The 26215-nt window shown below is 43.6% G+C and carries 21 protein-coding genes; 13 read left to right on the forward strand and 8 right to left on the reverse strand.

What is annotated here, in order from left to right; genetic code table 11:
- Nucleotides 1–229: 229 nt before the first annotated feature.
- Nucleotides 230–1471 carry a malic enzyme-like NAD(P)-binding protein gene (locus D9603_RS14120; RefSeq protein WP_125252319.1) on the reverse strand — a complete coding sequence of 414 codons (1242 nt, stop codon included), beginning with the start codon at nucleotides 1469–1471 and terminating at the stop codon, nucleotides 230–232.
- 748 nt (nucleotides 1472–2219) lie between these two features.
- Nucleotides 2220–2435 carry a 50S ribosomal protein L31 gene (rpmE, locus tag D9603_RS14125; RefSeq protein WP_010607053.1) on the reverse strand — a complete coding sequence of 72 codons (216 nt, stop codon included), beginning with the start codon at nucleotides 2433–2435 and terminating at the stop codon, nucleotides 2220–2222.
- Between the two features lie 215 nt (nucleotides 2436–2650).
- Between rpmE and priA the strand changes: the two genes are divergently transcribed.
- The 6 genes from priA (at nucleotide 2651) to D9603_RS21840 (ending at nucleotide 8610) form a co-directional block, all read left to right on the forward strand.
- Nucleotides 2651–4822 (forward strand): primosomal protein N', encoded by a 2172-nt coding sequence (gene priA / locus D9603_RS14130; RefSeq protein WP_128731804.1) that lies wholly within the window; start codon nucleotides 2651–2653, stop codon nucleotides 4820–4822.
- 13 nt (nucleotides 4823–4835) lie between these two features.
- Nucleotides 4836–5366 (forward strand): SPOR domain-containing protein, encoded by a 531-nt coding sequence (locus D9603_RS14135; protein ID WP_128731805.1) that lies wholly within the window; start codon nucleotides 4836–4838, stop codon nucleotides 5364–5366.
- Nucleotides 5367–5436: 70 nt separating this feature from the next.
- Nucleotides 5437–5955: an ATP-dependent protease subunit HslV gene (gene hslV, locus D9603_RS14140; protein ID WP_125252302.1), complete on the forward strand. Its 519-nt coding sequence runs from the start codon at nucleotides 5437–5439 to the stop codon at nucleotides 5953–5955.
- A gap of 11 nt (nucleotides 5956–5966) precedes the next feature.
- The gene (hslU, locus tag D9603_RS14145) at nucleotides 5967–7295 is read left to right on the forward strand and encodes an HslU--HslV peptidase ATPase subunit (RefSeq protein WP_125252303.1); all 1329 of its coding nucleotides are present in this window, start codon (nucleotides 5967–5969) and stop codon (nucleotides 7293–7295) included.
- A 444-nt stretch (nucleotides 7296–7739) separates the two neighbouring features.
- Nucleotides 7740–8114 carry a gamma-butyrobetaine hydroxylase-like domain-containing protein gene (locus tag D9603_RS14150; RefSeq protein ID WP_128731817.1) on the forward strand — a complete coding sequence of 125 codons (375 nt, stop codon included), beginning with the start codon at nucleotides 7740–7742 and terminating at the stop codon, nucleotides 8112–8114.
- 229 nt (nucleotides 8115–8343) lie between these two features.
- Nucleotides 8344–8610, forward strand: a complete 267-nt coding sequence (locus D9603_RS21840) for a hypothetical protein (protein WP_128731806.1) — start codon at nucleotides 8344–8346, stop codon at nucleotides 8608–8610.
- Here the strand turns inward: D9603_RS21840 and D9603_RS14160 are convergent.
- The 3 genes from D9603_RS14160 to D9603_RS14170 form a co-directional block, all read right to left on the reverse strand.
- Entirely contained in the window at nucleotides 8578–10458 is a 1881-nt protein-coding gene (locus tag D9603_RS14160) for a methyl-accepting chemotaxis protein (RefSeq protein WP_128731807.1), read from the reverse strand. The genes D9603_RS21840 and D9603_RS14160 overlap by 33 nt on opposite strands.
- A gap of 105 nt (nucleotides 10459–10563) precedes the next feature.
- Nucleotides 10564–11616 (reverse strand): MJ1255/VC2487 family glycosyltransferase, encoded by a 1053-nt coding sequence (locus D9603_RS14165; RefSeq protein ID WP_128731808.1) that lies wholly within the window; start codon nucleotides 11614–11616, stop codon nucleotides 10564–10566.
- Nucleotides 11613–12134, reverse strand: a complete 522-nt coding sequence (locus D9603_RS14170) for a phosphatase PAP2 family protein (protein ID WP_125252321.1) — start codon at nucleotides 12132–12134, stop codon at nucleotides 11613–11615. The genes D9603_RS14165 and D9603_RS14170 overlap by 4 nt, the downstream gene beginning before the upstream one ends.
- A gap of 161 nt (nucleotides 12135–12295) precedes the next feature.
- Between D9603_RS14170 and rraA the strand changes: the two genes are divergently transcribed.
- Together rraA and D9603_RS14180 are read left to right on the forward strand one after the other, a co-directional pair.
- The gene (gene rraA, locus D9603_RS14175) at nucleotides 12296–12799 is read left to right on the forward strand and encodes a ribonuclease E activity regulator RraA (RefSeq protein ID WP_125252307.1); all 504 of its coding nucleotides are present in this window, start codon (nucleotides 12296–12298) and stop codon (nucleotides 12797–12799) included.
- A gap of 18 nt (nucleotides 12800–12817) precedes the next feature.
- Nucleotides 12818–13867 carry a formimidoylglutamase gene (locus D9603_RS14180; RefSeq protein WP_128731809.1) on the forward strand — a complete coding sequence of 350 codons (1050 nt, stop codon included), beginning with the start codon at nucleotides 12818–12820 and terminating at the stop codon, nucleotides 13865–13867.
- A 30-nt stretch (nucleotides 13868–13897) separates the two neighbouring features.
- On the opposite strand, the gene D9603_RS14185 is transcribed toward D9603_RS14180, so the two are convergent.
- Both D9603_RS14185 and hutI read right to left on the reverse strand, forming a co-directional pair.
- On the reverse strand, nucleotides 13898–15676 hold the full coding sequence (locus tag D9603_RS14185) for a GGDEF domain-containing phosphodiesterase (RefSeq protein WP_128731810.1): 1779 nt from the start codon (nucleotides 15674–15676) through the stop codon (nucleotides 13898–13900).
- Nucleotides 15677–15700: 24 nt separating this feature from the next.
- The gene (hutI, locus tag D9603_RS14190; RefSeq protein ID WP_128731811.1) at nucleotides 15701–16924 is read right to left on the reverse strand and encodes an imidazolonepropionase; all 1224 of its coding nucleotides are present in this window, start codon (nucleotides 16922–16924) and stop codon (nucleotides 15701–15703) included.
- 171 nt (nucleotides 16925–17095) lie between these two features.
- On the opposite strand from hutI, the gene hutC reads away from it, so the two are divergent.
- The 3 genes from hutC (at nucleotide 17096) to hutH (ending at nucleotide 21197) form a co-directional block, all read left to right on the forward strand.
- A complete protein-coding gene (hutC, locus tag D9603_RS14195) occupies nucleotides 17096–17812 on the forward strand; it encodes a histidine utilization repressor (RefSeq protein WP_128731812.1) in 717 nt (238 codons plus the stop codon).
- Between the two features lie 161 nt (nucleotides 17813–17973).
- Nucleotides 17974–19653, forward strand: coding sequence for a urocanate hydratase (hutU, locus tag D9603_RS14200; protein ID WP_125252312.1), 1680 nt, complete (start codon nucleotides 17974–17976; stop codon nucleotides 19651–19653).
- A gap of 2 nt (nucleotides 19654–19655) precedes the next feature.
- Nucleotides 19656–21197: a histidine ammonia-lyase gene (hutH, locus tag D9603_RS14205; protein WP_128731813.1), complete on the forward strand. Its 1542-nt coding sequence runs from the start codon at nucleotides 19656–19658 to the stop codon at nucleotides 21195–21197.
- A gap of 2 nt (nucleotides 21198–21199) precedes the next feature.
- On the opposite strand, the gene D9603_RS14210 is transcribed toward hutH, so the two are convergent.
- Nucleotides 21200–21979, reverse strand: coding sequence for an NADP-binding protein (locus D9603_RS14210; RefSeq protein ID WP_128731814.1), 780 nt, complete (start codon nucleotides 21977–21979; stop codon nucleotides 21200–21202).
- 127 nt (nucleotides 21980–22106) lie between these two features.
- Here D9603_RS14210 and D9603_RS14215 point away from each other — a divergent pair, with 127 nt between their 5' ends.
- Together D9603_RS14215 and hemN are read left to right on the forward strand one after the other, a co-directional pair.
- Nucleotides 22107–24137 carry a methyl-accepting chemotaxis protein gene (locus tag D9603_RS14215; RefSeq protein ID WP_128731815.1) on the forward strand — a complete coding sequence of 677 codons (2031 nt, stop codon included), beginning with the start codon at nucleotides 22107–22109 and terminating at the stop codon, nucleotides 24135–24137.
- A 110-nt stretch (nucleotides 24138–24247) separates the two neighbouring features.
- Entirely contained in the window at nucleotides 24248–25618 is a 1371-nt protein-coding gene (gene hemN / locus D9603_RS14220; RefSeq protein ID WP_128731816.1) for an oxygen-independent coproporphyrinogen III oxidase, read from the forward strand.
- Nucleotides 25619–26215 lie beyond the last annotated feature (597 nt).

Consider the following 26215-nt stretch of genomic DNA (forward strand, 5'->3'; position numbering starts at 1 on the left):
TTAAGTCAAATTGGTATAATATCGACTCTTCATTTTTCACGGAAATAAAGACACAAAAAAGCCTCAATCGAGGCTTTTTTCATACTTAAGCTGGAATCGCTACAAGCAGTTATTTCTTAATACAAGGCAAATTTGTGCGTCAATAGCTGGCCTATTACAAACAAATTTATCGCAGAAGTAAGGGATAACAACTGCTAGAGAACAAATTATTATCCCAGTTTAGGTTATTTTATTCCATGTAACCCAAGGGCATCTCGATTTGCGCTACGCCAGATTCAACCGCAGCAGTAGCAACCGCTTTTGCTATTCGAGGTAACAAGCGAGGATCCATCGGTTTAGGGATAATATATTGCGGACCAAACTCAAGGCTGTCGACATCAGCTGCTTTTAACACCTCTGCAGGTACTGGCTCTTTTGCAATACTTCTAATAGCCTCAACTGCCGCAATCTTCATTTCGTCATTGATCGCTGTAGCACGTACATCTAGTGCACCACGGAAGATGAACGGAAAACATAGCACATTGTTCACTTGGTTTGGATAATCAGAACGACCTGTTGCCATAATCAAATCATCACGAGCACCATGTGCAACATCGGGGCTGATCTCAGGATCTGGGTTCGAACATGCAAATACAACTGGCTTATCAGCCATTAATTTTAAATCTTCAGCAGATAGAAGATCTGGGCCTGAAACGCCAACAAATACGTCAGCCTCTGCAATCACATCCTGTAACGTGCGCTTATCCGTATTATTTGCAAACAGCTCTTTGTATTCGTTAAGATCGTCACGACGAGTATGGATCACGCCTTTTCTGTCTAGCATATAAATATGCTCTCTTTGTGCACCACATTTTATAAGTAGCTCCATACACGCTATTGCAGCGGCACCAGCTCCTAAACACACGATGATCGCATCATGAATATCTTTACCTTGGATCTCAAGTGCATTGAGCATACCAGCCGCAGTCACAATTGCAGTACCGTGTTGATCATCATGGAAAACGGGTATATCACAGCGTTCAATAAGCGCGCGCTCAATTTCAAAGCACTCAGGCGCTTTGATATCTTCAAGGTTAATCCCGCCAAAAGTATCTGCAATATTCGCTACTGTATTGATGAAGTCTTCAGTGGTGTTATGTTTAACTTCAATATCAATCGAGTCCAGTCCAGCAAAGCGTTTAAATAACAGAGCCTTACCTTCCATAACTGGTTTCGAAGCCAAAGGACCTAAATTACCTAGTCCTAAAATAGCAGTACCATTACTGATCACAGCTACCATGTTCCCTTTACCTGTATAACGATAGGCATTCGCAGGATCTGCCGCGATTTCACGTACTGGCTCGGCAACACCAGGGCTGTATGCGAGTGCTAGGTCTTTTACGGTCTCGGCAGGCTTAGTCAGCTCTACGCTGATTTTACCTGGAACGGGCTTCTCGTGATAATCTAGAGCTTGTTGACGAAAATCTGTCATGGCGCGATATTTTCCTACGAAGTTAATGTGAGAGTGTGCTAAACATTCGCATTCTGAGTGTCGGTTGCTTCCATATTTACAACCACAAACAGTGCGATTAACTATATGAGCGACGACATAAAAGTACTCAAAAGCACAGTGCTTTAAGCAGATGTCAATAGGACATATAGGTAATCGACCGTCATCACACAATACCGAGTTTTCTTCATTATTCAAGTAAAATCAGGTCTATCCACTTACACGGTATTTATTCGTATTTTCTTCGACGTTCTCTTCAATTTTAAGAAAAATTTCACAATTTAGACCTGCAAAAGTAAGCAAGTAAGTGGTTAAAGACAAGTCAAAGTGATGAAAAATAGCACTAGCGTAAAATACCATGACTAAAGAGCAATATTTATAATTATTACTAAATTTAACTGCACAATTGAGACATTTAGAAGCACAAAGCACGATTTACCACTACGAAGCATAGTGTCTAGTAATATAATTAAATATATTCGTTTTCTGCCTAGGCACAACTTAAGCTCATTAATAGCCAATATTAACATGCGAAATAGAGCTATTACTCTATTCTAGGTTACAGTAAAGATTTGCTGCCAAATCAGTTGATTTTAAGATTTAAAAGGCGGGGGTGTACCAAGCACAAGCAATCAAACACTGCCTATTTGTATACATTATTATAATTGCAATTGAACCGTAGGCACAAAAAAAGCACCCTAGGGTGCTTTTTTCGACTAGACCAGCAAGATTACTTCTTGCTGCTAAGTGCACCGAAACGCTTGTTGAAGCGATCAACACGGCCACCTGTATCAAGGATCTTCTGCTTACCTGTGTAGAACGGGTGACACGCAGAACATACGTCTAGGTGAATATCTTTACAAAGCGTTGAACGAGTTTCGAACTTGTTACCGCAAGAGCACGATGCTGTGATCGTCTCGTAATTAGGGTGAATACCTTCTTTCATAGCAACCTCTAGTTAAGGCCGTATCGCTCTCCAAACCCGAAGTCTGGCACCATACGTAGTTATACAAAATTGTGGAGGCGTATTTTAGTGGTTAACTGGACAATCTACAAGCAATATTTCAGAGTTTTTTATCGTCATTGCTGGGGCTGTTTTCCAATACCATAATCTTAGGTATATACTTCGAGCCTGCGCTCACTTTTATGGGATTGAAATATATGCTCATTCTTGAAGTAGCTTTGAAGCTACCATTACACCGCACATTCGATTATTTGCTACCAGCAACGATGCACGTTGTAACTGGGATGAGAGTAACGGTTGATTTTTCTAACCGTCGCTGTACTGCTATCGCACTCAATATAAAAGAGCGCACTGATGTGCCACAAGAGAAACTTAAACAGGTTATCGCAGTACTCGACGAACAGCCTGTTTTAAATCAGGCACAATTACATTTTTTGCATTTTGTCTCACAGTATTATTGCCATCCGATTGGTGATACATTATTCACAGCACTCCCTGCCGTGTTAAGAGATGGTGGCCACCCAGATAAAACCCAGATCCCTGTGGTAAGATTAACGGAAAAAGGGCAAACACTCCCTACACTACGCGCCAAAAAACAACAAGCTTTGCTTTCTCAGTTATATGAAGGTGGCGCAATAAAGTTAAGCGAACTCAAGGCGCTTGGGTTTGCGAGTCAAACCATCAAAGCGCTCGAGGCCAAAGCACTAATAGTACAGTCTATTGAACATGACAGCGACTGGGCACAAAACGAATTGCACCTAGGTGACAAGCCACGCCTAAACGATCAACAGGCTACCATTTGCAGTGCAATTAATGCACAAGTTGGCTACCGGACTTTCTTAATAGAAGGGGTAACAGGCAGCGGGAAAACCGAAGTGTATTTGCAAAGTCTTGAAAATATACTCAAGGCTGGAAAACAAGCGCTGGTATTGGTCCCAGAAATTGGCCTCACACCGCAAACCGTTAACCGTTTTAAGAAGCGTTTTACTGATCTTCCTATCGATCTATGGCACTCCAATTTAACCGATAACGAACGTCTACATACGTGGCGACGCGCCGAAAAAGGGTTAAGCGCATTGGTAATCGGCACTCGTTCAGCCATTTTCTTACCGTTTAAGAGTCTTGGTATGATCATCGTTGATGAAGAACATGACAACTCTTTTAAACAACAAGAAGGTCTTCGTTACCACGCCAGAGATCTCGCTGCATTTCGTGCTCACCAAATAAACTGCCCTCTGCTTTTAGGAACAGCAACGCCCGCATTGGAAACGCTACACAAAGCCATTAATAACAAATATCAATTGGTGACGCTAAGTAAACGCGCACAAACTCAACATGATAACCAGTTTCACCTAGTCGATATGAAAGGCCAACCAGAGCAAGGCGGGTTTTCACCAATGAGTTTACATTGGATAGAAAAAACACTTAACCGCGCAAAGCAAGTGATGGTGTTTTTAAATCGACGCGGCTTCGCCCCAACATTAATGTGTCATGAGTGTGGATGGCTTAACACCTGCAAACACTGCTCCACCAGCGCCACATATCATAAAAATATGAATCGTTTGGTATGTCATCACTGCGGTGAACAAGATTTTGTGCCAAGGCAATGCCCTGACTGTGGTAGTACTCAAATTATGCCTACTGGGCTAGGTACTGAGCAGCTAGAAAGCTTTTTAACCGAACGCTTTGCGGATATTCCCGTCACTCGGATTGATCGCGATTCGACACGCCGCAAAGGTAGCCTTGAAAGTGCACTAGAAGACATAAACCAAGGAGGGGCACGTATATTAGTTGGCACGCAAATGCTAGCCAAAGGGCACCACTTTGCCGATGTCAGCCTTGTCGTGATCTTAGATGTAGATTCTGGTTTGTATTCTTGTGATTTCAGAGCGACTGAGCAGATGGCTCAATTAATCACGCAAGTTGCAGGACGTGCAGGTCGAGCCGGTGAAGCAGGAACCGTGCTACTACAAACCCATTTTCCAGAGCACCCACTATTACAAGATTTAATCAACAATGGTTACGGTGACTTTGCAAGATATGCACTAAAAGAGCGTGAAGAAGCCATGCTCCCTCCTTTTGCACACCTGGCTATCATTCGCGCCGAAGCCACAAACATCAACACTGTGTTGCAGTTTTTATCAGATTTGGTTCCAGCTACCCCCTATCCTGGTATACAATTGCTAGGTCCAATTCCTGCGCCGCTTGAAAGAATTGCAGGAAAGTTCAGGTATCAGTTACATATACACGCACAACAACGCACTGTGCTTCGCAACTATCTTTCGCAACTTGCGCGCTATATTTCAACGCACGAGTCTGCCAACCGAGTTCGCTGGAGCATAGATGTGGATCCAATGGATAGCTATTAGAAACCAATGACTCATGGCACAGCACGATTACATCAATAAAAAACCCAAAGGGAAAGGCAAAACAAAACCCGAGAAAACCACAAAATTTCCTGTTGTAGCAACTATCGCTGCATTACTGTTAATTGGTGGTTTTGCTTATGGTCTATGGTTTATCAAGACCAATGCGGATCCTAAAGAAGTAGAGCAAGCTAAAAATCCACACCCTGCTCAAGAGCAAACCGTGGTTAAACCAAAACCGCGCCCACCTGAGTTCATCGAAGAAATCAAAAATCATGAAATCAAGGTAGAAGTCAAAGAAATCGAAAGTAAAGGCCCCTATCAAATGCAATGCGGGTCATTTAAGACCCATGCTCAAGCTGAAGCAATGAAGGCTAAAGTGGCATTTGCGGGTCTAATCGCTGAGATCCGCCGTACCGAAGGCAGCAATGGTGTGTGGTATCGCGTTCGTTTAGGGCCTTATGATACTAAGCGTTTGGCTGAAAGTGACAAAAACAAGCTACAGCGAGTCGGGATATTTGGCTGTGGGATTTGGGGCTGGACTTGATTTTTATCAGTCTACCCATATTTCTTACTAATCTTGAGTTACACGGGTACAAACCCGGATAAGGATTACTATGACTACCATCGTTAGCGTTCGTCGAGATGACAAAGTGGTTATCGGCGGTGATGGCCAAGTTTCACTTGGTAACACAGTTATGAAGGGCAACGCGCGTAAAGTACGCCGCCTATACAATGGTAAGGTACTAGCTGGTTTCGCTGGCGGTACAGCAGACGCATTTACATTATTTGAACGCTTTGAAGCTAAGCTTGAGATGCACCAAGGCCATCTCACCAAAGCAGCCGTAGAAATGGCAAAAGATTGGCGCACAGATAGAGCACTGAGAAAGCTTGAAGCTTTGCTTGCAGTAGCCGATGAAACCGCCTCACTTATCATCACTGGTAACGGTGATGTTGTCCAGCCTGAGCATGACCTTATTGCTATCGGCAGTGGTGGTAATTTCGCACAAGCGGCAGCAACTGCACTAATTGAGAATACAGACTTGAGTGCGAAAGAGATCGTAGAAAAGAGCCTAAAGATTGCAGGCGACATCTGCGTATTTACTAATAATTTCCAAACTATCGAAGAATTGTAATAGGACTCGTCATGACAGCTATGACTCCAAGAGAGATTGTGCACGAGCTTGATCAACATATTATTGGTCAGGATAAAGCTAAAAAAGCCGTTGCGATTGCACTACGTAACCGCTGGCGTCGTATGCAGCTTGATGAAGAGTTGCGTGCAGAAGTTACACCAAAAAATATTCTGATGATTGGCCCAACCGGTGTTGGTAAGACTGAAATCGCCCGCCGTTTAGCAAAGCTGGCAAATGCACCATTTATTAAAGTCGAGGCCACCAAATTCACTGAAGTGGGCTATGTTGGTAAAGAAGTTGAAACCATCATTCGTGACTTGGTTGAAGTGTCTTTTAAACTGACCCGTGAACAGCAAACCAAAAAGTTTAAGTTTCGCGCAGAAGAAGCAGCAGAAGAGCGTATTTTAGATGCACTTTTACCACCTGCAAAAGATGCCTGGGGTGAGTCTCAACCAAATGAAAACTCATCGACACGTCAAGTATTTCGCAAGAAACTACGCGAAGGCCAGTTAGATGATAAAGAGATTGAGATAGACATCGCTGAAACGGCTCCTCACGTTGAAATTATGTCACCTCCTGGTATGGAAGAGATGACCAATCAGCTACAGAGCATGTTCCAAAATATGTCAGGTGATAAGAAAAAGAGCCGCAAGCTAAAAATCAAAGAAGCACTTAAGCTACTAATTGAAGAAGAAGCTGCAAAGCTGGTTAATCCAGAGGAACTTAAAGAGCAAGCTATTGAATCGGTTGAACAAAACGGTATCGTGTTTATTGATGAAATCGATAAGATTTGTAAGCGCGGAGAGTCTTCAGGGCCTGATGTTAGCCGTGAAGGTGTACAGCGTGACTTGCTACCACTTATCGAAGGTTCTACGGTTAATACAAAGCACGGTATGGTAAAAACTGACCATATTTTGTTTATCGCATCAGGCGCTTTCCAAATGGCTAAGCCGTCGGACTTAATCCCTGAACTACAAGGCCGTTTACCCATTCGCGTTGAGCTAGAAGCGCTTACTGCTGGTGACTTCAAACGTATTCTAACTGAGCCAAATGCTTCTCTTACAGAGCAGCAACAGGCACTACTTAAAACTGAAGACGTTACTATCGACTTTACCGATGATGCCATCACCAAACTGGCTGAAGCTGCATATCAGGTCAACGAGAAAACTGAAAACATCGGTGCGCGTCGCCTTCACACTGTGATGGAAAAGCTGATGGAAGAGATTTCATTCGATGCCAGTGAAAAGGCCGGTGACACCTTAACGATTGATGCTGCTTATGTTGAACAACATTTAGATATGCTTGTTCAAGACGAAGACCTAAGCCGCTTCATCTTGTAAAAGAAAGTCAAAAAGGCGGAGCAAAGCTCCGCTTTTTTATGAATACAGACAAGTTAAGTTATACCGATTATCTTAATTGAGTTTCCTATTTTGAGGCGAGAAAATCTTCTCAATAACTAGGGAGAACTTCTCTATTTAGTCTGAGGCTTGGATAGGGAGTGTTTCAACTCATTGTTGCTAAAGCACAACTTAGTTTTTCCTTGTCTACCCAGAACGTTTTAGGGAAAACACCGTTTCCGCGTCCTGCTCTCGCTAAGGTATCTACATCCTGTAGGCAAGGCATGGCTATTGGAAGTGAATTCAACACTGTTAGCGTCAGATTTACGCCTTCAAATTAAACAAGTATTAAGTAAATTGGTAGCAGCTATTTTGGTTCAGGAATGGCTGGGTAATGCACTACCCTTCATATTGCTTGAAGAGTTAATTTCATTGGTATGGAACAGTATGTATCAGGTAACCAAACTTCACTATCACACACTAAGTAAAGTACTCGACGTTTATTTTGAGGACGGCAGCTACTACTGCCTAAAAGCCGAATACTTACGAACACATTCCCCATCTGCAGAAGTTCAAGGGCACACTCCTGCACAAAAACAGTTGGTACTAAACAAACAAAGTGTGGCTATTAAAGCGATTGAACCCATTGGCCATTATGCCGCACGGCTTATTTTTGATGATGGTCATGAATCAGGGCTCTTTAGTTGGCAATACCTACATACCATAGCCACACAACACGATAAATTATGGCAGGAATACTTGGATGCGGTAGAAAAGCATCACGCCAAAAAGGACAGCGTACCTATCAAGTTTGTGCCTTAATCAAACTTCCATAACAATGCCTGCTCATGGTACTGAGTAAAGTCTTCTGAAATGTAATGTACGTCTCCATATTTTGACTACAGACGTATACAACTTCTTGCTTTACCCTAGCATATTGCCTCGCAATATCTGAAAATGTAATTAACCTGAGGTTTGGATAAGGAATGCTCTAGCTCTTTGTTGTTAAAGTACAGCTTAACTTACCACCTTGTCTAGCTAGAGAGTTTTAGTGGAAACACCGCTTCCGCGTCCTGCTCTCGCTATGGTACCTCATCCTGTAGACGAGGCGAATTTACGCACCAGTAGATGCCTATTGGAAGTGAGCTCAACGCAGTTAACGCTAAAACTGGCTGCTAAAAAGGCATTAATTATCCGCAGCTCAGGTTATACCTTAGAGTCAAACACAAAAATCCCCACTATCAATCAGTGGGGATTTGGTATAAATAAGCAGTGGTTTCAGCGTTTATACTGTGTACTTCGCAACCGCCTCATGTAACACGCGCGCTTGCTCTGCCACTTCTTCACTACTTTGTGCATTAGAATGTGCATGCTCAGAAGCGCTCTGTGCAATATCTCTAATTTTAACGACATTCTTATTCACTTCAGAAGCAACTTGATTTTGTTCATCAATAGCAGTGGCGATATGCGTACTCATTTCCATGATCGTTTGCACATCTTGCGTGATCATACTAAGTAGCTCGCCGGCCTTTTCAGCTTGAGAAACACTCTCATTACCCTGTTCACGGCACTGATCCATGATGTTAACTACCTCTCGTGTGCGCTGCTGCAACGTGGAGATAATACTTTCAATCTCTTGTGTTGAATCTTGGGTACGCTGAGCAAGAGAGCGAACTTCATCTGCAACAACCGCAAAGCCTCGGCCCTGCTCGCCAGCTCGCGCAGCCTCAATGGCAGCATTGAGTGCAAGTAAATTAGTTTGTTCGGCAATACCACGAATAACATCCAGTACTGAGCCAATAGTCTCACCATCACGCTCAAGTTGAGCAACAACGCTTGAAGCCCCCCCGAGTGACTCAGATAACTGCATAATATGCTCAATTGTAGCAGTCACTTCACGACGGCCTTGCTGGGCATTTTCGTTTGTGGTTTCTGCTTTATGTGCAGCCTCACCTGTATTATGAGAGATATCTTGAATTGTCGCTTGCATTTCAGTTGCTGCGGTTGCCACCATATCAGCTTCATGAAGTTGCTCAGACATACCAGCGCTGGTCTGTGCCGTCGTCTCGGTGAGGTGATTGGTGGCTTCATTTATTGTCGCCAACGCACCGTTTACATCCGCGATTAAATGTCTAAAGTCCGTTATTAAGCTATTGAAGTCTCGCGTCATAATTGTGATTTCATCGTTACCACTTTGCTCGATCTGCAAACTTAAATTATTATCACGACGGATCCGCTCAATCGTCTGATACACCCGTTCAACTGGTTGAATGATGGAGCGGCTGGTTGAAAGCACCAATGTCATTACAATGATACTAGCAACTATAAACACACCTATCGCAACCATTTGTGTTTGATCGACGTTTTCCTTAATCGCGCTTTTGGCTTGCTCCACCACAGCATTCACAATCGCATCGCTTCTCTCAACGATTGCCTTCATCTTCCCTAATGCCCCACTATCCAGATCTAAACCAAGCCTTTCTTGAGCTGCGACTAAACCTGCAAATTTAACTTGATAAGTATTAAGGAGAGTAAGTAGCTGAGATTGATATTGCGAGCTAAAGCCAGCTGCACGGATCTCTTTAGCAAACTGGGTGACTAGGTCATTAAATCGTGTCAAATATTTCGTGTCGAGGCGAAGCATAAAATCTTTTTCGGCTCTGCGAAGTTGCAGCATAGTCGCAAGCAACTGATAATTTTGCTGCTCTTTTAGCAAAGTTTCGACTTCATGCACTGCTCCCCTAAGCTCGCCATACAGCGCATCTTTTGGGTGCAAACCTATCGTTCTTTGAAGCTCTACAACCTTTTGAAAGTCGGTAAAGTAACTTTTCGTAATCGCCTCAAGCTGATTGGTTTCACTTAAATCAATACCAAACTCAGTAAAAGTAGTTTGAAGTAAATCAAGTTTTGTCTGTAGTAGGCGATATTCTGCCTCAAACTTTTCTAGCGCTTCTTCCTCTTTATAAAACAGGAAGTTTTTCTCATGCTTACGCATTGCTAATTCATGAACTTCGAGCTCTTCTGCAAATTGAATTGACTCATTCAATTTGAGCATAGTTCGAGCTTCGAACATGATCATAAATAACATTACGATTAAGGCCATCCCTACCACTAATGCATTCAATTGCAAACGACGTCTGATAGTTAGATTTTCTAATACCGCCATTGGCTTACCTACAATATGAAATGATCACAGAAAGTATAGTTGAAGCCGAAACGGATTACCTCCTTCTAATTAGTTATTCTGGGCTGATATTACAAAATAATATATTCAAGCCACCTTTTTAAACATTAAATTAACATCCCGCCATAAATGCTGATGTAGCGATGCGACGTCATGCCATTGTCCTTTTACCAACCACTCAACTAGGAAGTGAGGATCTGATGGAAAGAAAATCGAATGCTCCATTGATGAGTTCAGCCATTCTTCCAAGGCGCCAGCATTTAAATAATTCATCACTTGCGCCAACCCAAGCGAGGCTAAAGTCTGGGCATTATTTTGTTGTTCAAACTGCCCTTCTAGCGGTTTTAATAATAGTTTTTTGCCTAACTTTAACGCTTCACTTGAAAGTTCAAATCCGGCATTCGCAATCACGCCACTGGTATTTTTTAAGTCTTGAATAAACCCAGCTCTACTTGGCTTTCTAAGGTGAATATGCTGCCGTGAGCTATTTTGGGCTTCTGGGTGATAACAATAAAATTCTTTGTCAGGGAAGTCTTTTAGCAATTCAATCACACTTTCAAGCGCTTCAAATGGAAGGTAAACTAGTACTTTATTGGCGATTGATGCACATTGCTCTTGCTCTGCTTCGTACGGAATGAAGGGAGGAATAATGTGCTTATCAAAAGGCTGCCAATGTACTCCTAAATGGATATCAGCAGGTGCAAAATAGCGGATCAACGCACGGTGCCAAGGTTGAATAGCGAATTGTGGCACCGCACTATATAGATAAGAAGCTTGATGACTCATCGCAAGAACAGGTACTTTTGCCATTTTTCCAGCCCAAGCACTCACTGGCTCAAAATCATTAAAAATGAGGTCATACCCTGACACATCAAGCTGCTTAACATCACGAATAAACTCTCCAAATTGAAGCGATTGCAATGTTTTTAAACGATTCAGTTGGCCATGCTCAGTCACAAACGATAAACCACGACAGCTACGGTATTCTCCAAAGTCATGCATATCGAAATAGTTTTTCGACGGGCGACCGGTAAAAAAATAGTCCACTGACACACCCATGTCGCGAAAGCAATTCGCCATCACCCGTGCTCGAGTGGTATGGCCATTACCTGTTCCTTGAACACCATATAGTATTTTCATAAACTTCCTAACATCAAAATCGCTACACTTGCACATGCAATGCCCATTATGGCACCAAGTACGACATCAAGCGGGTAATGCACGCCAACAATCACTCGTGACAAAGACACTCCGGTTGCCCATATCATTAACGGAAAAGTAGCCAGAGGAAGATGTTCTATTAGACAAGTCGCATATAGCCAAGCACCTGCACTGTGCCCTGATGGCAAGCTAAACTTATCGCTTGGTGTGAGTAATGCTTTTACTGCATAGCAATCACAGGGGCGCAGTCGAGCAAAGCGATTTTTAAAATAAAAGTAAAGCGGTCTCTCTATTACAAAAGCCACCATTACCGTTAGCGCAAACTGCTGACCCAGGGGCTCTAAAAAGAGCGCACATGCAATCGCCACCAACACATACAGTCCACCATTACCACTTTTCGATAAGCCTAATGCTATTAACCTAAACCAATTTCTCGGTTTTGGGCAAAACACCACAAAATAAAGTGCAGTGTCTAACTCTGCTAATTTTGCCTTCATTACTTCGGTCACGCTTAATTGCTCACAATATCAGCATAGAAGAGCAAAATAACAAATCGGTGACACTTTTAAGACACAAATATGTAAGTTGAATCAAAGCATTGCTAAGCACAAGTATGAGAGTATACTGGGTAATGATAATCAATATTCGAGGATCCAATATGGAATACAGCACTTCTGATCTTTGCGACCACTTTGCCGATGTGGTGGACGTGCTAGAGCCTATGTTCATCAACTTTGGCGGCCAAATATCATTTTGTGGTCGAATCACTACCGTCAAATGTTTTGAGAATAACGAGCAAATCCAAGATGTGCTGCAACAAGATGGCACAGGTCGCGTTTTACTCGTTGACGGTGGCGGCTCTACCAGACGCGCCTTAATTGATATTGATTTAGCAGAACTCGCTGTTGAGAATAATTGGCAAGGTATTATTGTCTATGGTGCTGTTCGCCATGTCGATGAATTAGAAGAGAGCGATATTGGCATTCAAGCGATCGCATCTATTCCAGTGGCAGCAGACAGTAGTGGCAGTGGTGAAGTCGGGATCCCTGTAAACTTTGCTGGTGTTTCGTTTTATGAAGATGACTTCGTCTATGCCGACTCGACAGGCATCATCATCTCAGCAGAAGAGCTGGTCTTAGAAGACGAAAACGAAGTAGATTAAACATCAGAAGAATAAGTCATGAATACTGCAGTTCGTATATATGATGAAAGCCATATCTCACAATTTGTAAAAGCCAGAGCTGGGGAAACGCGCCTTTGGCAAAATATCAGCTTTTTACAATGTGAGCATGATTATGCAGCATCACTAAAAGATGCTGCACAATTTGGGATCCGCTACGTATTGCTCGGTATTCCCGAAGACATTGGCCCTCGAGCTAATTGCGGTTTAGGTGGCGCGGCTCTTGGCTGGCAGGCGTTCCTCCAACGTTTTCTCAACCAACCTAATAACCAATTTCTTGGTGGCGATAAAATTCTTCTACTCGGTGAAGTGAATATAGAAGAAATACAAGCAGCCTCTTGCGAGTTAAGTAATCAAGATACTGAACAGCTAGATAGATTAAGACAGTTGTGCTCAGAGGTCGACAAGCAAGTGATTAGCGCACTGACTCCGATTTTTGCAGCCGGTTTGGAGCCTATAATCATAGGTGGTGGCCACAACAACGCTTATGGTATTTTACAGGCATATCACGTTGCAACTCAACAAGCGGCGTGCGCTATTAACTTTGATCCTCACGCCGATTTTAGAGCATGTGAGGGAAGGCATAGCGGAAATGGCTTTAACTATGCGTACCAAGCAGGCAGTTTATCTAGCTATCATGTTATCGGCTTGCATGAGCATAAAAATAATCAAACGATTTTGGAGCAGTTAGGTAAAGCTGGGTTTGGTTTTTCGAGCTATCAAGCAATAAAAACACGGCGAACTTTGAGCTTGCCTGAGGCGCTAGACAAAGCACTCGCACAACTTCCTCATCATGCCCCTCTGGGTGTCGAGTTAGATGTCGATGCAATTATTGAAATGCCAGCTAGTGCACTTACTTATCAAGGCTTTACCTGTGATGATGCAGAGTATTTTGTCTACCGTTTAGCTCAGCATCCGAATACAAAGTACGTCCACCTCTGTGAAGCAGCACCGGCCCAGCATCCACTTGGAGAGCGTACTGGGTTAGCGCATTGTGGCCAAGTGTTAACTAGTCTTGCTAACGCCTACATCAGCACGCGACACACGTAATACCAATTAGCTGAAGCAAGTAAATTGGTATTACAGGTTTTGCTTCAGCCAACTAATCAATACATTACTATTTTGTGGTCTAGAAAAGTAAAAACCTTGAGCTGCGATTGTTCCGATGCTCTTAACAAACTCTAGCTGTCCCGTAGATTCAACCCCCTCACCGATGACTAAACAGTCTTTTTCTTGGTGCATTTCAACAATTCCCTTTACCAAAGATTTTGTATGTCCCATCGACTCAGGCTCCTGCGTCATGCTTCGAGAGAGTTTCACATAATCAAATCGTAATGCGGGTACCTTAGCCAAAACAAGCGGAGCATCCCCAAAGCTATCAACACACATTTTTACACCAAGGCTTTTCAACCTACTGATCATCGCAATTTCTTGCTCATTTAACTCAGCAAGCATATTCGCTGGGCATTCAATAATAATAGCCCCTGGACTTAACTGATGATGTAGCAAGGTATAATCAATAAATTCGATAAAGCTTTCACTTAACAGCTCAGCACCAAAAACGTTAATGCTGATCGGTACAGCGCTCCCTTCCATCTTGAGTGCCAATGCTATCTCGCATGCTCGCTCCAATACATATTGAGCGACAGGAATGGCAAGCCCGACTAAACGGATATCATCAATAAACTCATGTGCACTTAAGATCCCTTGTTTGGGATGTTGCCATCGCAGTAACAACTCAACAAACTCGATCCCATTATCTTCATGACGAATAACTGGATGAAAATAAAGCTCAAACTCAGATCTAAAATTGATCTTAGCAAGCTCCGATAACCTAACTTGTTGCTCAAGGCGATGGATCTGCATGCGTTGTTGATAAGGCACTACCTGTTGAAGGCTTTGTTGGTGGGTTACAATTTGGGAATCGAGTGCCAAAAATACACAGGAGATCAAATTCTCTAATTGACCCATTTCCTCATCACAATTGACATAGCTTGCTCTCATTGTGATTTCTAAAGTACAACTACCAACATTAAATGGCTTTAAGGTGCTGTTTGCGATTTCTTCGATAAGCTGCTCGTGTAAATGATTGCCGTGTTGCAAAGAGCATACAAACGCAAAGTTGAGACCGCCCAAATGTGCCATTTTAGCCGTTTCATTACCATGAGTGATCGCCATCACGTCGCCGGACTGCAAACATTGAGCAACACGGTTCGCTGACTGAGCTAAAAGCAGATCGCCAAACTCACGACCTAAGTGAAAGTTAACCTGTTCAAAGCCCATCAGTCGAACTAGTACAAGCATGCAAGAATGGCCATTCGTTTGCCTGTATTCATTAAACGCACGCTTAAAACTTTGTCTTCCTGGCAACCCTAAGCTTTCATGCTCAATGTCATCGCTATCCTCCTCCTCCCGACTTAGCATCTCTGTTTGTTGATATGTCTGATAAATCAGCAGCAAAACGTACATAACAATAATAGCAATAGCACTATATTGAGCAGCACTAACCCACACATATTCAGACACAACCCATGTAATAAGCGCAATGATAGCCGTCATACTAATTAATAGCATGCCGCTTCTGTGAGTTTGTAAGCCTTCGAACAAATATAAGAGCAATACCAAAGTCAGCAGGTATAAAAAAGTGGTGTCACCAGTCAGTGCCAGTAACACAGCAACAATCGCGCTTGTCACATGCGCGATTTTTAGCGTGGCGCTGGAGCGCGTGAGTAATAGAGCAAGTGCTCCCATTAGCACTGCGCCAACGATCCCCGCCGTCAATGGCGTAATAAGTAGCACGATTCCTTCAGACAGCAATATTTCTGTGACACTGCCATTTGCTGTTGAAATTGAGAGCATAATTAACTGCTTATAAAAGTTTCATTACTGACTAAGTTTACCCAAGATCCACAAATTTGACAGGTCAGCTATGCCAAATTGATAACTTAACTGAGCAGGGTGAGTAATATTCCATAACGCTAAATCTGCACGCATACCAATCCTTAAAATACCGCGGTCTTTAAGACCCAGTGCTTTGGCTGCATTTCTCGTCACACCACAGAGGGATTCTTCTGGCGTCATTCTAAACAAGGTACAGGCCATATTTAGCATTAACCTAAGTGAACAAAGTGGTGCAGTCCCTGGGTTAAAATCACTGGCTATTGCCATAGCCACTTGATGTTTTCTGAGTAATTCAATCGGGGGCTTTTGTGTTTCTCTCAAGAAATAGAAAGCGCCGGGCAGCAACACAGCTGTCACGTCACCTTTCGCCATCGCCTTAGCCCCCGCTTCATCCAGATACTCAATATGATCAGCAGATAACCCTTTAAAGTCGGCAACCAGTTCACTCCCATGCTGATTAGATAGCTGCTCGGCATGACACTTTATTTTTAGTCCCAAAGCTTGTGCTCGTTCAAAAACTTGTTTGGTTTGCTGATATGAAAACCCAACATTCTCGCAAAATACATCCACAGCAGTTGCCAATTGGCGCTCCGCAACTAAAGGCAACATCGTATCGCATACTAAATCAATATAAGCTTGGCTATTATCTTTATATTCCGGCGGTAGTGCATGCGCACCTAAAAATGTGCTATGGACATCAATTGGGTGGTGATCATTCAGTAGTTGATTGATTTCCAATAATTTCAGTTCATTATCAACATCAAGACCGTAGCCAGATTTACTCTCAACTGTGGTCACTCCTTCTCTTAAAAGGCTGTTGAGACGGTCTTTGCCATTTACAAATAAGAACTCTCTATCGGCTAAACGCGTTGCTTTGACCGTGCTTGCGATCCCTCCACCTTGCGCTGCAATCTCCTGATAGGATGCGCCTAGTAACCTTTGTTCAAATTCGTTGGCTCGAGATCCTGAGAATAAAATATGCGTATGGCAGTCAATTAACCCTGGTGTTAACCATTGGCCATTCGCTTTGTGAATGGGCGTCGCTAGCGCATCGATTTCAGGCAGTGATGAACGAGGGCCAAGCCAGCTGATTTTACCGTCCTTGATAGCTATAGCCGCGTTTTCTATTGCTCCATAAGGGTTATCAAGGGCGGGATCCATGGTTGCGAGGTTAACATCAATAATCAATAAATCAGCTTCTAACATTATCGTTTTCCTATCTAAACCTGAATACTCTGAGGTGAAACAGTCCGCAATTGCTCAATTAGAGAAGTGTAGAGACCATAAATTTATGCCTTGAGTCTAACAGGCAAACTTGTATATACAAGATAAATGTGCCATCTTTATTTACATAAATACTAACTCGAGATAACAACAGTGGCCGATCTTCCAAAGTTTGCGTTGATAAAACAGTATATTATCGACAACATTCGTGCAGCTCGTTGGCACGAGAACGACCGGGTTCCCTCGGAGAATGAATTAGCGGATCAGTTTACAGTGAGTAGAATGACTGCAAGGCGTGCACTAAGCGAGCTCACTGAAGCTGGAATTTTAACTCGTAGCCAAGGGTTAGGTACTTTTGTAGCAAGCTTTAAATCTCAGTCTTCCCTATTGGAGATCCGAAACATTGCTGATGAGGTGAATGCACGTAATGGCAAGTACACCTGTACAGTATTAACGCTAGAATTAATTGCAGCCGTTGCACCTATTGCTATCGCTCTTGGTGTTGAAGCTGATGCACCTGTGTATAGAAGCGTTATCGTTCATAATGAAAATGAGCAACCGCTGCAAGTTGAAGAGCGCTTTGTTAATCCGCTGTCAGCGCCTGAATATCTTGACCAAAACTTTGAACAGATCACACCACATGGGTATTTATCTCACGTTGCACCGCTGACTGAAGCAAGGCATACGGTGGAAGCCATTATGCCATCACAAGAAGTTTGCCAATGGCTTGGACTGTATAATGAGGAACCCTGTCTGCAAATGATTCGCAGAACCTGGTCAGCAAAAGGGATTGTCAGCTTTGCACGCCTCATTTCACCGGGCAGTAAATACCGACTAGGTGGGCACCTCACCTTTAAACAGAAACAATAAATACAATACGCCGTGGCTAAAGCGCTACGGCAACATCATCAACACACATAATAACGCGCTTATTATGTAAAAAATAAGCACACAACCTAACGAAGCGAAGTTCAACTATGCTTTCCACTAGACTTCTCACTTAGGTTGTATATACAACAGGAGAGAGCAGAATGAGTGAAAACCCAAGATTAGACCCAAATCGCGAGATCCGCGCACCGCGGGGAACAGAGATCACCGCAAAGAGCTGGCTTACCGAAGCCGCAAAGCGAATGTTGATGAACAACCTTGACCCTGAAGTGGCTGAGCACCCTAATGCACTGGTGGTTTATGGTGGTATTGGTCGTGCCGCTCGCGACTGGGCATGTTTTGATAAAATCGTTGAAACGTTAGACCGCTTAGAAGAAGATGAGACCTTACTGGTGCAATCAGGTAAACCGGTCGGCGTATTCAAAACTCACAGTAATGCGCCTCGTGTCTTAATTGCTAACTCAAATTTAGTACCACATTGGGCGAACTGGGATCACTTCAACGAGCTGGATAAAAAAGGTCTGATGATGTATGGCCAAATGACCGCAGGCTCTTGGATCTATATTGGCTCACAAGGTATTGTACAGGGCACATACGAGACTTTTGTCGCGATGGCAAAACAACACTTCAATGGTGAAGCAAAAGGCAAGTGGATCCTAACCGGTGGCCTTGGCGGCATGGGCGGCGCGCAGCCGCTGGCAGCAACAATGGCTGGTTTTAGCGCCCTCGTTGTTGAATGTGATGAGTCACGAATTGATTTTCGTCTTAACACACGCTACGTCGACCGAAAGGCAACCACACTTGATGAAGCGTTAGCTATCATTAATGAAGCTAAGGCTTCTGGGCAACCTGTATCCGTTGGTCTGTTGGGCAATGCTGCGGATGTTTATGCTGAGTTGGTTGAGCGCAACATCACGCCTGACGTAGTGACCGACCAAACTTCTGCGCACGACCCACTAAACGGCTACTTACCGCAAGAGTGGACTATGGCTCAGGCAGCTGCACTTCGTCAAAGCGATCCACAAATGGTTGTAAAAGCGGCAAAACAATCTATGGCAGTGCAAGTAAAAGCCATGCTAACGCTGCAATCGCGCGGAGCTGCAACAACTGATTACGGGAATAACATTCGCCAAATGGCGCTAGAGGAAGGGGTCGATAACGCCTTTGATTTCCCGGGTTTTGTTCCTGCTTATATTCGCCCACTGTTTTGCCAAGGCATAGGTCCATTCCGCTGGGTTGCGTTATCTGGCGATCCTGAGGATATTTATAAAACAGACGCGAAGGTTAAAGCGCTTATTCCAGACGACCCACACCTTCACAATTGGTTAGACATGGCACGCGAACGTATTCAATTCCAAGGTCTACCTGCTCGTATTTGCTGGGTTGGGTTAAAAGACAGAGCACGCCTTGCACGAGCATTCAATGAAATGGTCAAAAATGGGGAACTCAAAGCACCAATTGTTATTGGCCGTGATCACTTAGATTCTGGCTCTGTAGCGAGTCCAAATCGGGAGACTGAATCAATGATGGATGGCTCCGATGCAGTATCAGACTGGCCGTTACTCAATGCTTTGTTAAATACCGCAGGCGGTGCAACGTGGGTCTCGCTGCATCACGGTGGTGGCGTTGGTATGGGCTTTAGCCAACATTCTGGCGTAGTAATTGTGGCGGATGGCACAGACGAAGCTGACGCTCGTTTATCTCGGGTACTATGGAACGATCCAGGCACCGGTGTGATGCGCCACGCAGATGCAGGGTATGACATTGCAAAAGACTGTGCAAAAGAGCAGAAACTTGATTTACCAATGCTAGAAGGAAAGTAAGCATGTACTCACTAAATTTACTCCCAGGCCAGTTGACGCTGAGTATTTTGCGCCAAATCAACCGACACCCTGTATCTTTAAGCCTTGATGAGTCAGCAAAAGCGGCCATTGAAAACAGTGCAGAAACTGTACAGAAAGTGATTAAAGAAGGTCGCACTGTGTATGGGATCAACACCGGCTTTGGACTACTTGCCAACACAAAGATTGCTAAAGATGAACTGGAGTTATTGCAGCGTTCTATTGTACTGTCGCATGCAGCTGGCATTGGCGAGCTGATGGACGATAGTACTGTCCGACTCATGATGGTGTTGAAGATCAACTCGCTATCTCGAGGGTTTTCTGGGATCCGCCTTAAAGTGATTGAGTTTTTGGCAGCCTTGTTGAATGCGCAAGTCTATCCATGCGTACCAAAGAAAGGTTCGGTCGGTGCATCTGGCGACCTTGCACCATTATCACATATGTGTTTACCGCTATTAGGGGAAGGCCAAGTACGTCACCAAGGCAAACTCATTGATGCCAAAGAAGGCTTAAGGATCGCTGGACTTGCGCCACTTACATTAGCTGCCAAAGAAGGCCTTGCGCTATTAAATGGTACACAAGCATCCACTGCTTTTGCATTGCAAGGCCTGTTTAGAGCTGAGGATCTTTATGCCCAAAGCTGCGTAGTTGGTTCAATGAGTATAGAAGCGGCGATGGGAAGTCGCTCACCATTCGACGCACGTATCCATGAGGTTCGCGGTCAACAAGGTCAAATAGATACTGCATTTGCGTTTCGCGATATATTGCAAGCTCGTTCTGAAATCAGTGACGCCCATGTAGACTGTGAAAAAGTTCAAGACCCATATTGTTTACGCTGTCAACCACAAGTCCTTGGTGCTTGTTTAACTCAGATCCGCCAAGCAGCTGAGGTTATCCTTATTGAGTCGAATGGTGTTACTGATAACCCATTGGTCTTTGCAGATGCCGGTGACATTATCTCAGGCGGCAACTTCCACGCAGAGCCTATTGCTATGGCTGCTGATAACCTAGCGATCGCGATTGCTGAAATTGGTGCCTTAGCTGAGCGTCGTATAGCCCTGCTCATCGACTCAAGTTTATCAAAATTACCACCCTTCTTAGTTAACAATGGCGGTGTAAATTCTGGCTTTATGATTGCACAAGTCACCGCAGCCGCATTGGCCTCTGAAAACAAAACACTCGCACACCCAGGCAGTGTTGACAGTCTGCCAACCTCAGCCAACCAAGAAGACCATGTTTCAATGGCCACATTTGCAGCAAGGCGTTTGCAAGACATGGCCGACAACACTCAAGGTGTGTTGGCAGTAGAATACCTAGCAGCCGCACAAGGGCTGGATTTTAGAGCGCCACTTAAACCATCGAGTAAAGTAACAGAAGCCCACCATATTCTTCGTGAAGTGGTGACTTTCTATGATAAAGACCGCTATTTCGCGCCAGATATCGAAGCTGCAAATAATTTACTGGAGCAAGCAGCGCTGGCACACCTACTGCCAGCTCAGCTATTACCGTCAACTCCAGTTACATAATCTCAATAAATCGCATGACGATACTCAAAGCCGAGCTCAGTAATACGCTCGGCTTTTATAATGCGATCCTGAGTTGCAGAGGATGCAAACGTCGGCTCTGGATTACCCAACTGTTTACAGTGGCGTTGGTAAAACGCTTTTCGTGTTGGATGAGACGGATAACAAATGTTATAGATATCTGCTGCTTCCTGCCAGTGAGCAACAATGCTAGTTATCGCCGCAACGACATCATCCCTATGTACCATATTGACTCGAGCATTTGCTGAGCTTGATAACGCTTTACCCGCAACAAACCTACCAGGCTCTCGGTTTGGCCCTTGTAAACCAGCAAGGCGTGCAATCTTACCGCCACTATTTAGCACCCGCTCTTCAGCACCTCTAAGTATACTAACTCGTAAAGTTGACTTGTCAGCAAGTGCGCCGTGCTCATCATATTCCGCGTCAGCTGTGTCATAAACCCCAGTGCTAGAACAAAGCAAAAACCCTTTAGCAGACATTTTCTTGGCAAGAGATAAAGCCTGCTCTAAGGTGTTAAGGTAATTACTATCAACCTGTCTGGCTCTTGGCGGGATAGCACAGATCCAATAAGCATGTTCTAGGGTCACAGAGTGCTCAACTTGGCCTTGCTCCGTCAACACGAATTGTCTAGACCAAGGATGAGTATGATGCAATTGTGTTCTCGTCCCCTCAACTTGCCAACCTTGTAGCTGAGCGTGTTGACATATTGCCTCACCTAGCCATCCTGCACCTAATACCACAACATTATGATTTAATACTTTCATCTTAATATAGCCTTACCCTTTGAGTTCACTTGTATTATCTATGTAAAACAAGTCAACGCAAACGGTAGCGTTCTGTTTTTATCTATGGTTTTATTATTGTTTGCACAAGCTAAAAATAAGAACTGTCATGCTCGAGAATTTATCCCTAAGAAAGAAAATATTGCTGTTGATCGGCGGTACTATTTCGATGTTGTTAATCATCGCATCAAGCTTTTTTGTAAATCATATCGCAACACTCTCAAGAGAGGGGATTGAACGAGAAACACAAAGCTATATTCAGGCTGAAAAACTTGCCATGGAAGCATTTTTTGGTCAGTACGGCAAAGTCGTTGAAACCTTTGTCTCTACCCCACACAACATCCATTGGTTCGAGAATTACAAAACACGCGGTGCTGATCTTAGTCGTGATAAAGATTATCAAGAGGTTAATGAAGACTTAGTTCGGATAGCCCGTGGTGATGAAAATATTCTCTCGGCTTTCATCGCGTCTGCCAATACCGGTGAGTACTTTAAAGAAAACGACCGAACTTCAGCTTATTCTGATGGCAGACCTTACTACGCTTACAAGCGTCCTTGGTGGCAAGAAACACTTGATGTCGGTCAGTTGTATGTTGGCCCAATTGCCACAGATATAAACACAGGGGCTGTTTCAGCCGTGATCCGCCAACCTATTTATGGCAGTAATGGCAAACTCGTAGCGATGGGTGGTGTTGATCTGCAAATTAATAAATTAAATGACATGGTGGAGCAAATCCAGTTTCAAGGTAAGGGCTATGGCTTCTTACTCGATGGTGATTTAAAAGTGGTACATTTATCCGAGCGCACGGGGCATTCACTTTCAACAACAGACGAAGGCGCTAAGGGAAAAGAAGGGCTAGATGGACTGGAATCCCAATTTAATAATACCCATGGTTTTGCAGCTCTTAATAATGCAATAAAAAGTAACCCAGTAGGCTTTGCAAGTGTCACTTTCAAAGGACAGGAATATTATGTTGTTTACGATAATGTAAAACTAGACAACCCACTTTTAGATTGGCATGTCGGCATCCTTATACCTGTTTCTTTAATTAATGAACCTGTCGACGAAGCTGTGATGGGCATTATCACCATTTTAATTGTTATTTTAACGATTATCGTAGCCATGATTCTTATCGCCACACAGATGATCACAAGACCCATTGTCGCGCTGACAGAAACCATGCATGATATTGCATCTGGAGAAGGGGATCTAACAAGGCGCATCGACATTACCAGTAAAGATGAAGTAGGCCAACTTGCCCATCATATGAATACCTTTATTGATAAGTTAAGAGCCATGATGCTGGATACCGCAGCACAAGCACAGCAACTAAGTAGCGCATCGGCACAACTACGTGAAGTATCAAACAACACAAATAGTGAAATTCAGCGTGAGAAAGAGCAAGTAGATAGCGTCAGTGCTGCGGTTACTGAAATGGCCGCAACCGTTACGGAGATCTCTCGCAACGCACAAGAAACAAATCAAGCTGCTGACGTCGTGCAACGCGTAACCAATGAGGGAGCAAGCCGCTCTTCACAAGCACAAGACGTAATGACTGAATTGGCACTACATATTGGTGAAGCAGCAAAAGTGGTAGCAGGTCTTGAGCAAGAAACCAGCAACATCGGAGCAGTGATAGATGTGATCAATGGTATTGCTGAGCAAACCAACTTACTAGCGCTAAATGCTGCAATAGAGGCAGCTCGTGCAGGTGAGCAAGGTAGAGGGTTTGCCGTTGTAGCAGATGAAGTAAGATCACTTGCAAGCCGTACACAAGAATCAACCGACGATATTCGTAATATGATCTCCCGTTTGCAGCAAATTGCGCAAAAAGCCTCTGTTATGATGCAACAAGGACAAGATCGTGCAGAAGGTACTGTTGAAGAAACTCAAGCAGTCCTTAACGCTTTAACAGAAATTACAGAGTCAGTAAAAACAGTCCAAGATCAAAGTCATCAGATAGCCACATCAACTGAGCAACAAACGGTAGTGGCAGAAGATATAAATAACAGCCTTAATCAAATCAATGAGCTAGTTAATAGCACTGCCAACCACGCTAACGTATTGGCTGATGAGGCTCGAGATTTAAATGACTTGGCTAAAGCGCTTAACTCAACCGTTAATCAATTTAAGTTATAATCTATACGTTAAAGCATGCCGTAACCACGGCATGCTTTGATCTGAGGCAAACCCAAATCGGCTTGGACGCAGTACACTCTCGTCAATACTATAACTCGAGAGTGCGTATCGTGATTAATTTACCTATTTGGAATGACTCCCTTATCAGCAAGTATAATATCTCAGGTCCGAGATATACATCCTATCCGACAGCGCTATCGCTAGAGACAGGCTATTCCCACAATGACTTGCAAACGGCAATAATGGGGTCAAACTCTCGAACGCTTTCCTTGTATATTCACATTCCTTTTTGTCATCAGCTCTGTTATTACTGTGGTTGTAATAAGATCATCACCCGCCATCAGTCAAAAGCCGATCTGTATCTTGATTATTTAGCCCAAGAGATTGTCGCAAAAGCACCTTTCTTTGAGCATTATACGGTAGAACAGCTACATCTAGGCGGCGGTACACCCACTTTCTTAACCGAACAGCAAATGACTCGGTTAATCTCCATGTTGAATAACGCCTTTACGTTTTCAGATGGTGCACAGCGTGGTATCGAAATAGACCCCAGATCCCTCGCACCGAACATGATGCGTCACCTACATCAGCTCGGATTTAATCGTGTGTCTTTCGGTGTACAAGATTTTAATGACGAAGTTCAAACAGCAGTAAATCGCCCACAACAACTTAATGAAGTGCTCGCTACGTTAACTGAGGCAAGAGAGCTTGGCTTTAAGTCTATCAACATGGACATGATCTACGGGCTACCATTTCAAACGGTAGAGAGCTATAAAAAGACGATTGAACAGCTTATCGCACTGTCTCCTGACAGAGTATCAGTGTTCAATTACGCTCACCTTCCTGATAGATTTGCAGCTCAGCGAAAGCTAAAGGAAATCGATATGCCAAGTGCAAACGAAAAACTGGCTATCTTTAAACAAACGCTAGAGCAGATGACTACAGCAGGATACCAATTCATCGGTATGGATCACTTTGCTAAAAAAGACGATGAGCTGGCTATGGCGCAAAATGAAGGCCATCTTCACCGCAACTTTCAGGGCTATACAACCCATGGTGACTGCGACTTATTAGGCTTAGGTGTTTCTTCTATTTCACAAGTTGGTCATATGATCTTGCAAAATGAGAAAGACTTAAAGCCATACTATCAAGCTATTGAAGCTAAGCAATGCGCTATTAGCAAAGGTATCACATTAAGTGATGATGATGAAATTCGCGCCTCGGTGATAAAACAGCTTATTTGTCATTTTGAATTAGATAAAGGGCAGTTCGAACAACGTTTTGATATTAATTTTGATGAATATTTTTCTCAAGCTCTCACCGCATTAGCGCCGCTAGCAGCAGATGGACTCGTGACGCTAACTAAACACACCATCAAAGTCACCAATAGTGGGAACCTGTTTATCCGCATTATTTGTATGTGCTTTGACGCTTATTTACAAAACCAAATTAAAACTACACGCTTCTCACGCGTAATTTAGCCCTTACCTTTCAAGTTACTTCATTTTAGCCATTCGGTATCAAAAATACCGAATGGTGCTTACCTAATTAGCCAAAAATAACGTCACAGCTTTGCTCTTTTCTTCTCAATCTGAAATGTTGATAATGAGTTTTTAACACCGTGGCATTCGACTTGCGTCTGTAAATTAAGCAGCCATTAAAACAGGTAAATATTCATAGATTGATTGCTTTCATTGAGGTGAGTGCATGTAGTTAGTTTTTATTCTTTTTATTTGAAACCCAACAGCTCGGCGGGTAAACCGCCTCCTACCAATGCAGCACTTTGTTGATGTTGTGGTGGGAGCGAGTTTACCTCGCGATGTTACATAGTAGACTGTTTTATTCTTTTTGTTTGAGAGACCCAACAGCTCGGCGGGTAAACCGCCTCCTACCAGTGCTGCACTTTGTTGATGTCGTGGTGGGAGCGAGTTTACCTCGCGATGTTACAAAGTAGGATGTTTTATTCTTTTTGTTTGATAGACCCAACAGCTCGGCGGGTAAACCGCCTCTTACCAGTGCTGCACTCTGTTGATGTTGTGGTGGGAGCGAGTTTACCTCGCGATGTTACAAAGTAGACT

Source organism: Pseudoalteromonas sp. PS5 (assembly GCF_004103255.1).
Lineage (GTDB): Bacteria > Pseudomonadota > Gammaproteobacteria > Enterobacterales > Alteromonadaceae > Pseudoalteromonas > Pseudoalteromonas peptidolytica.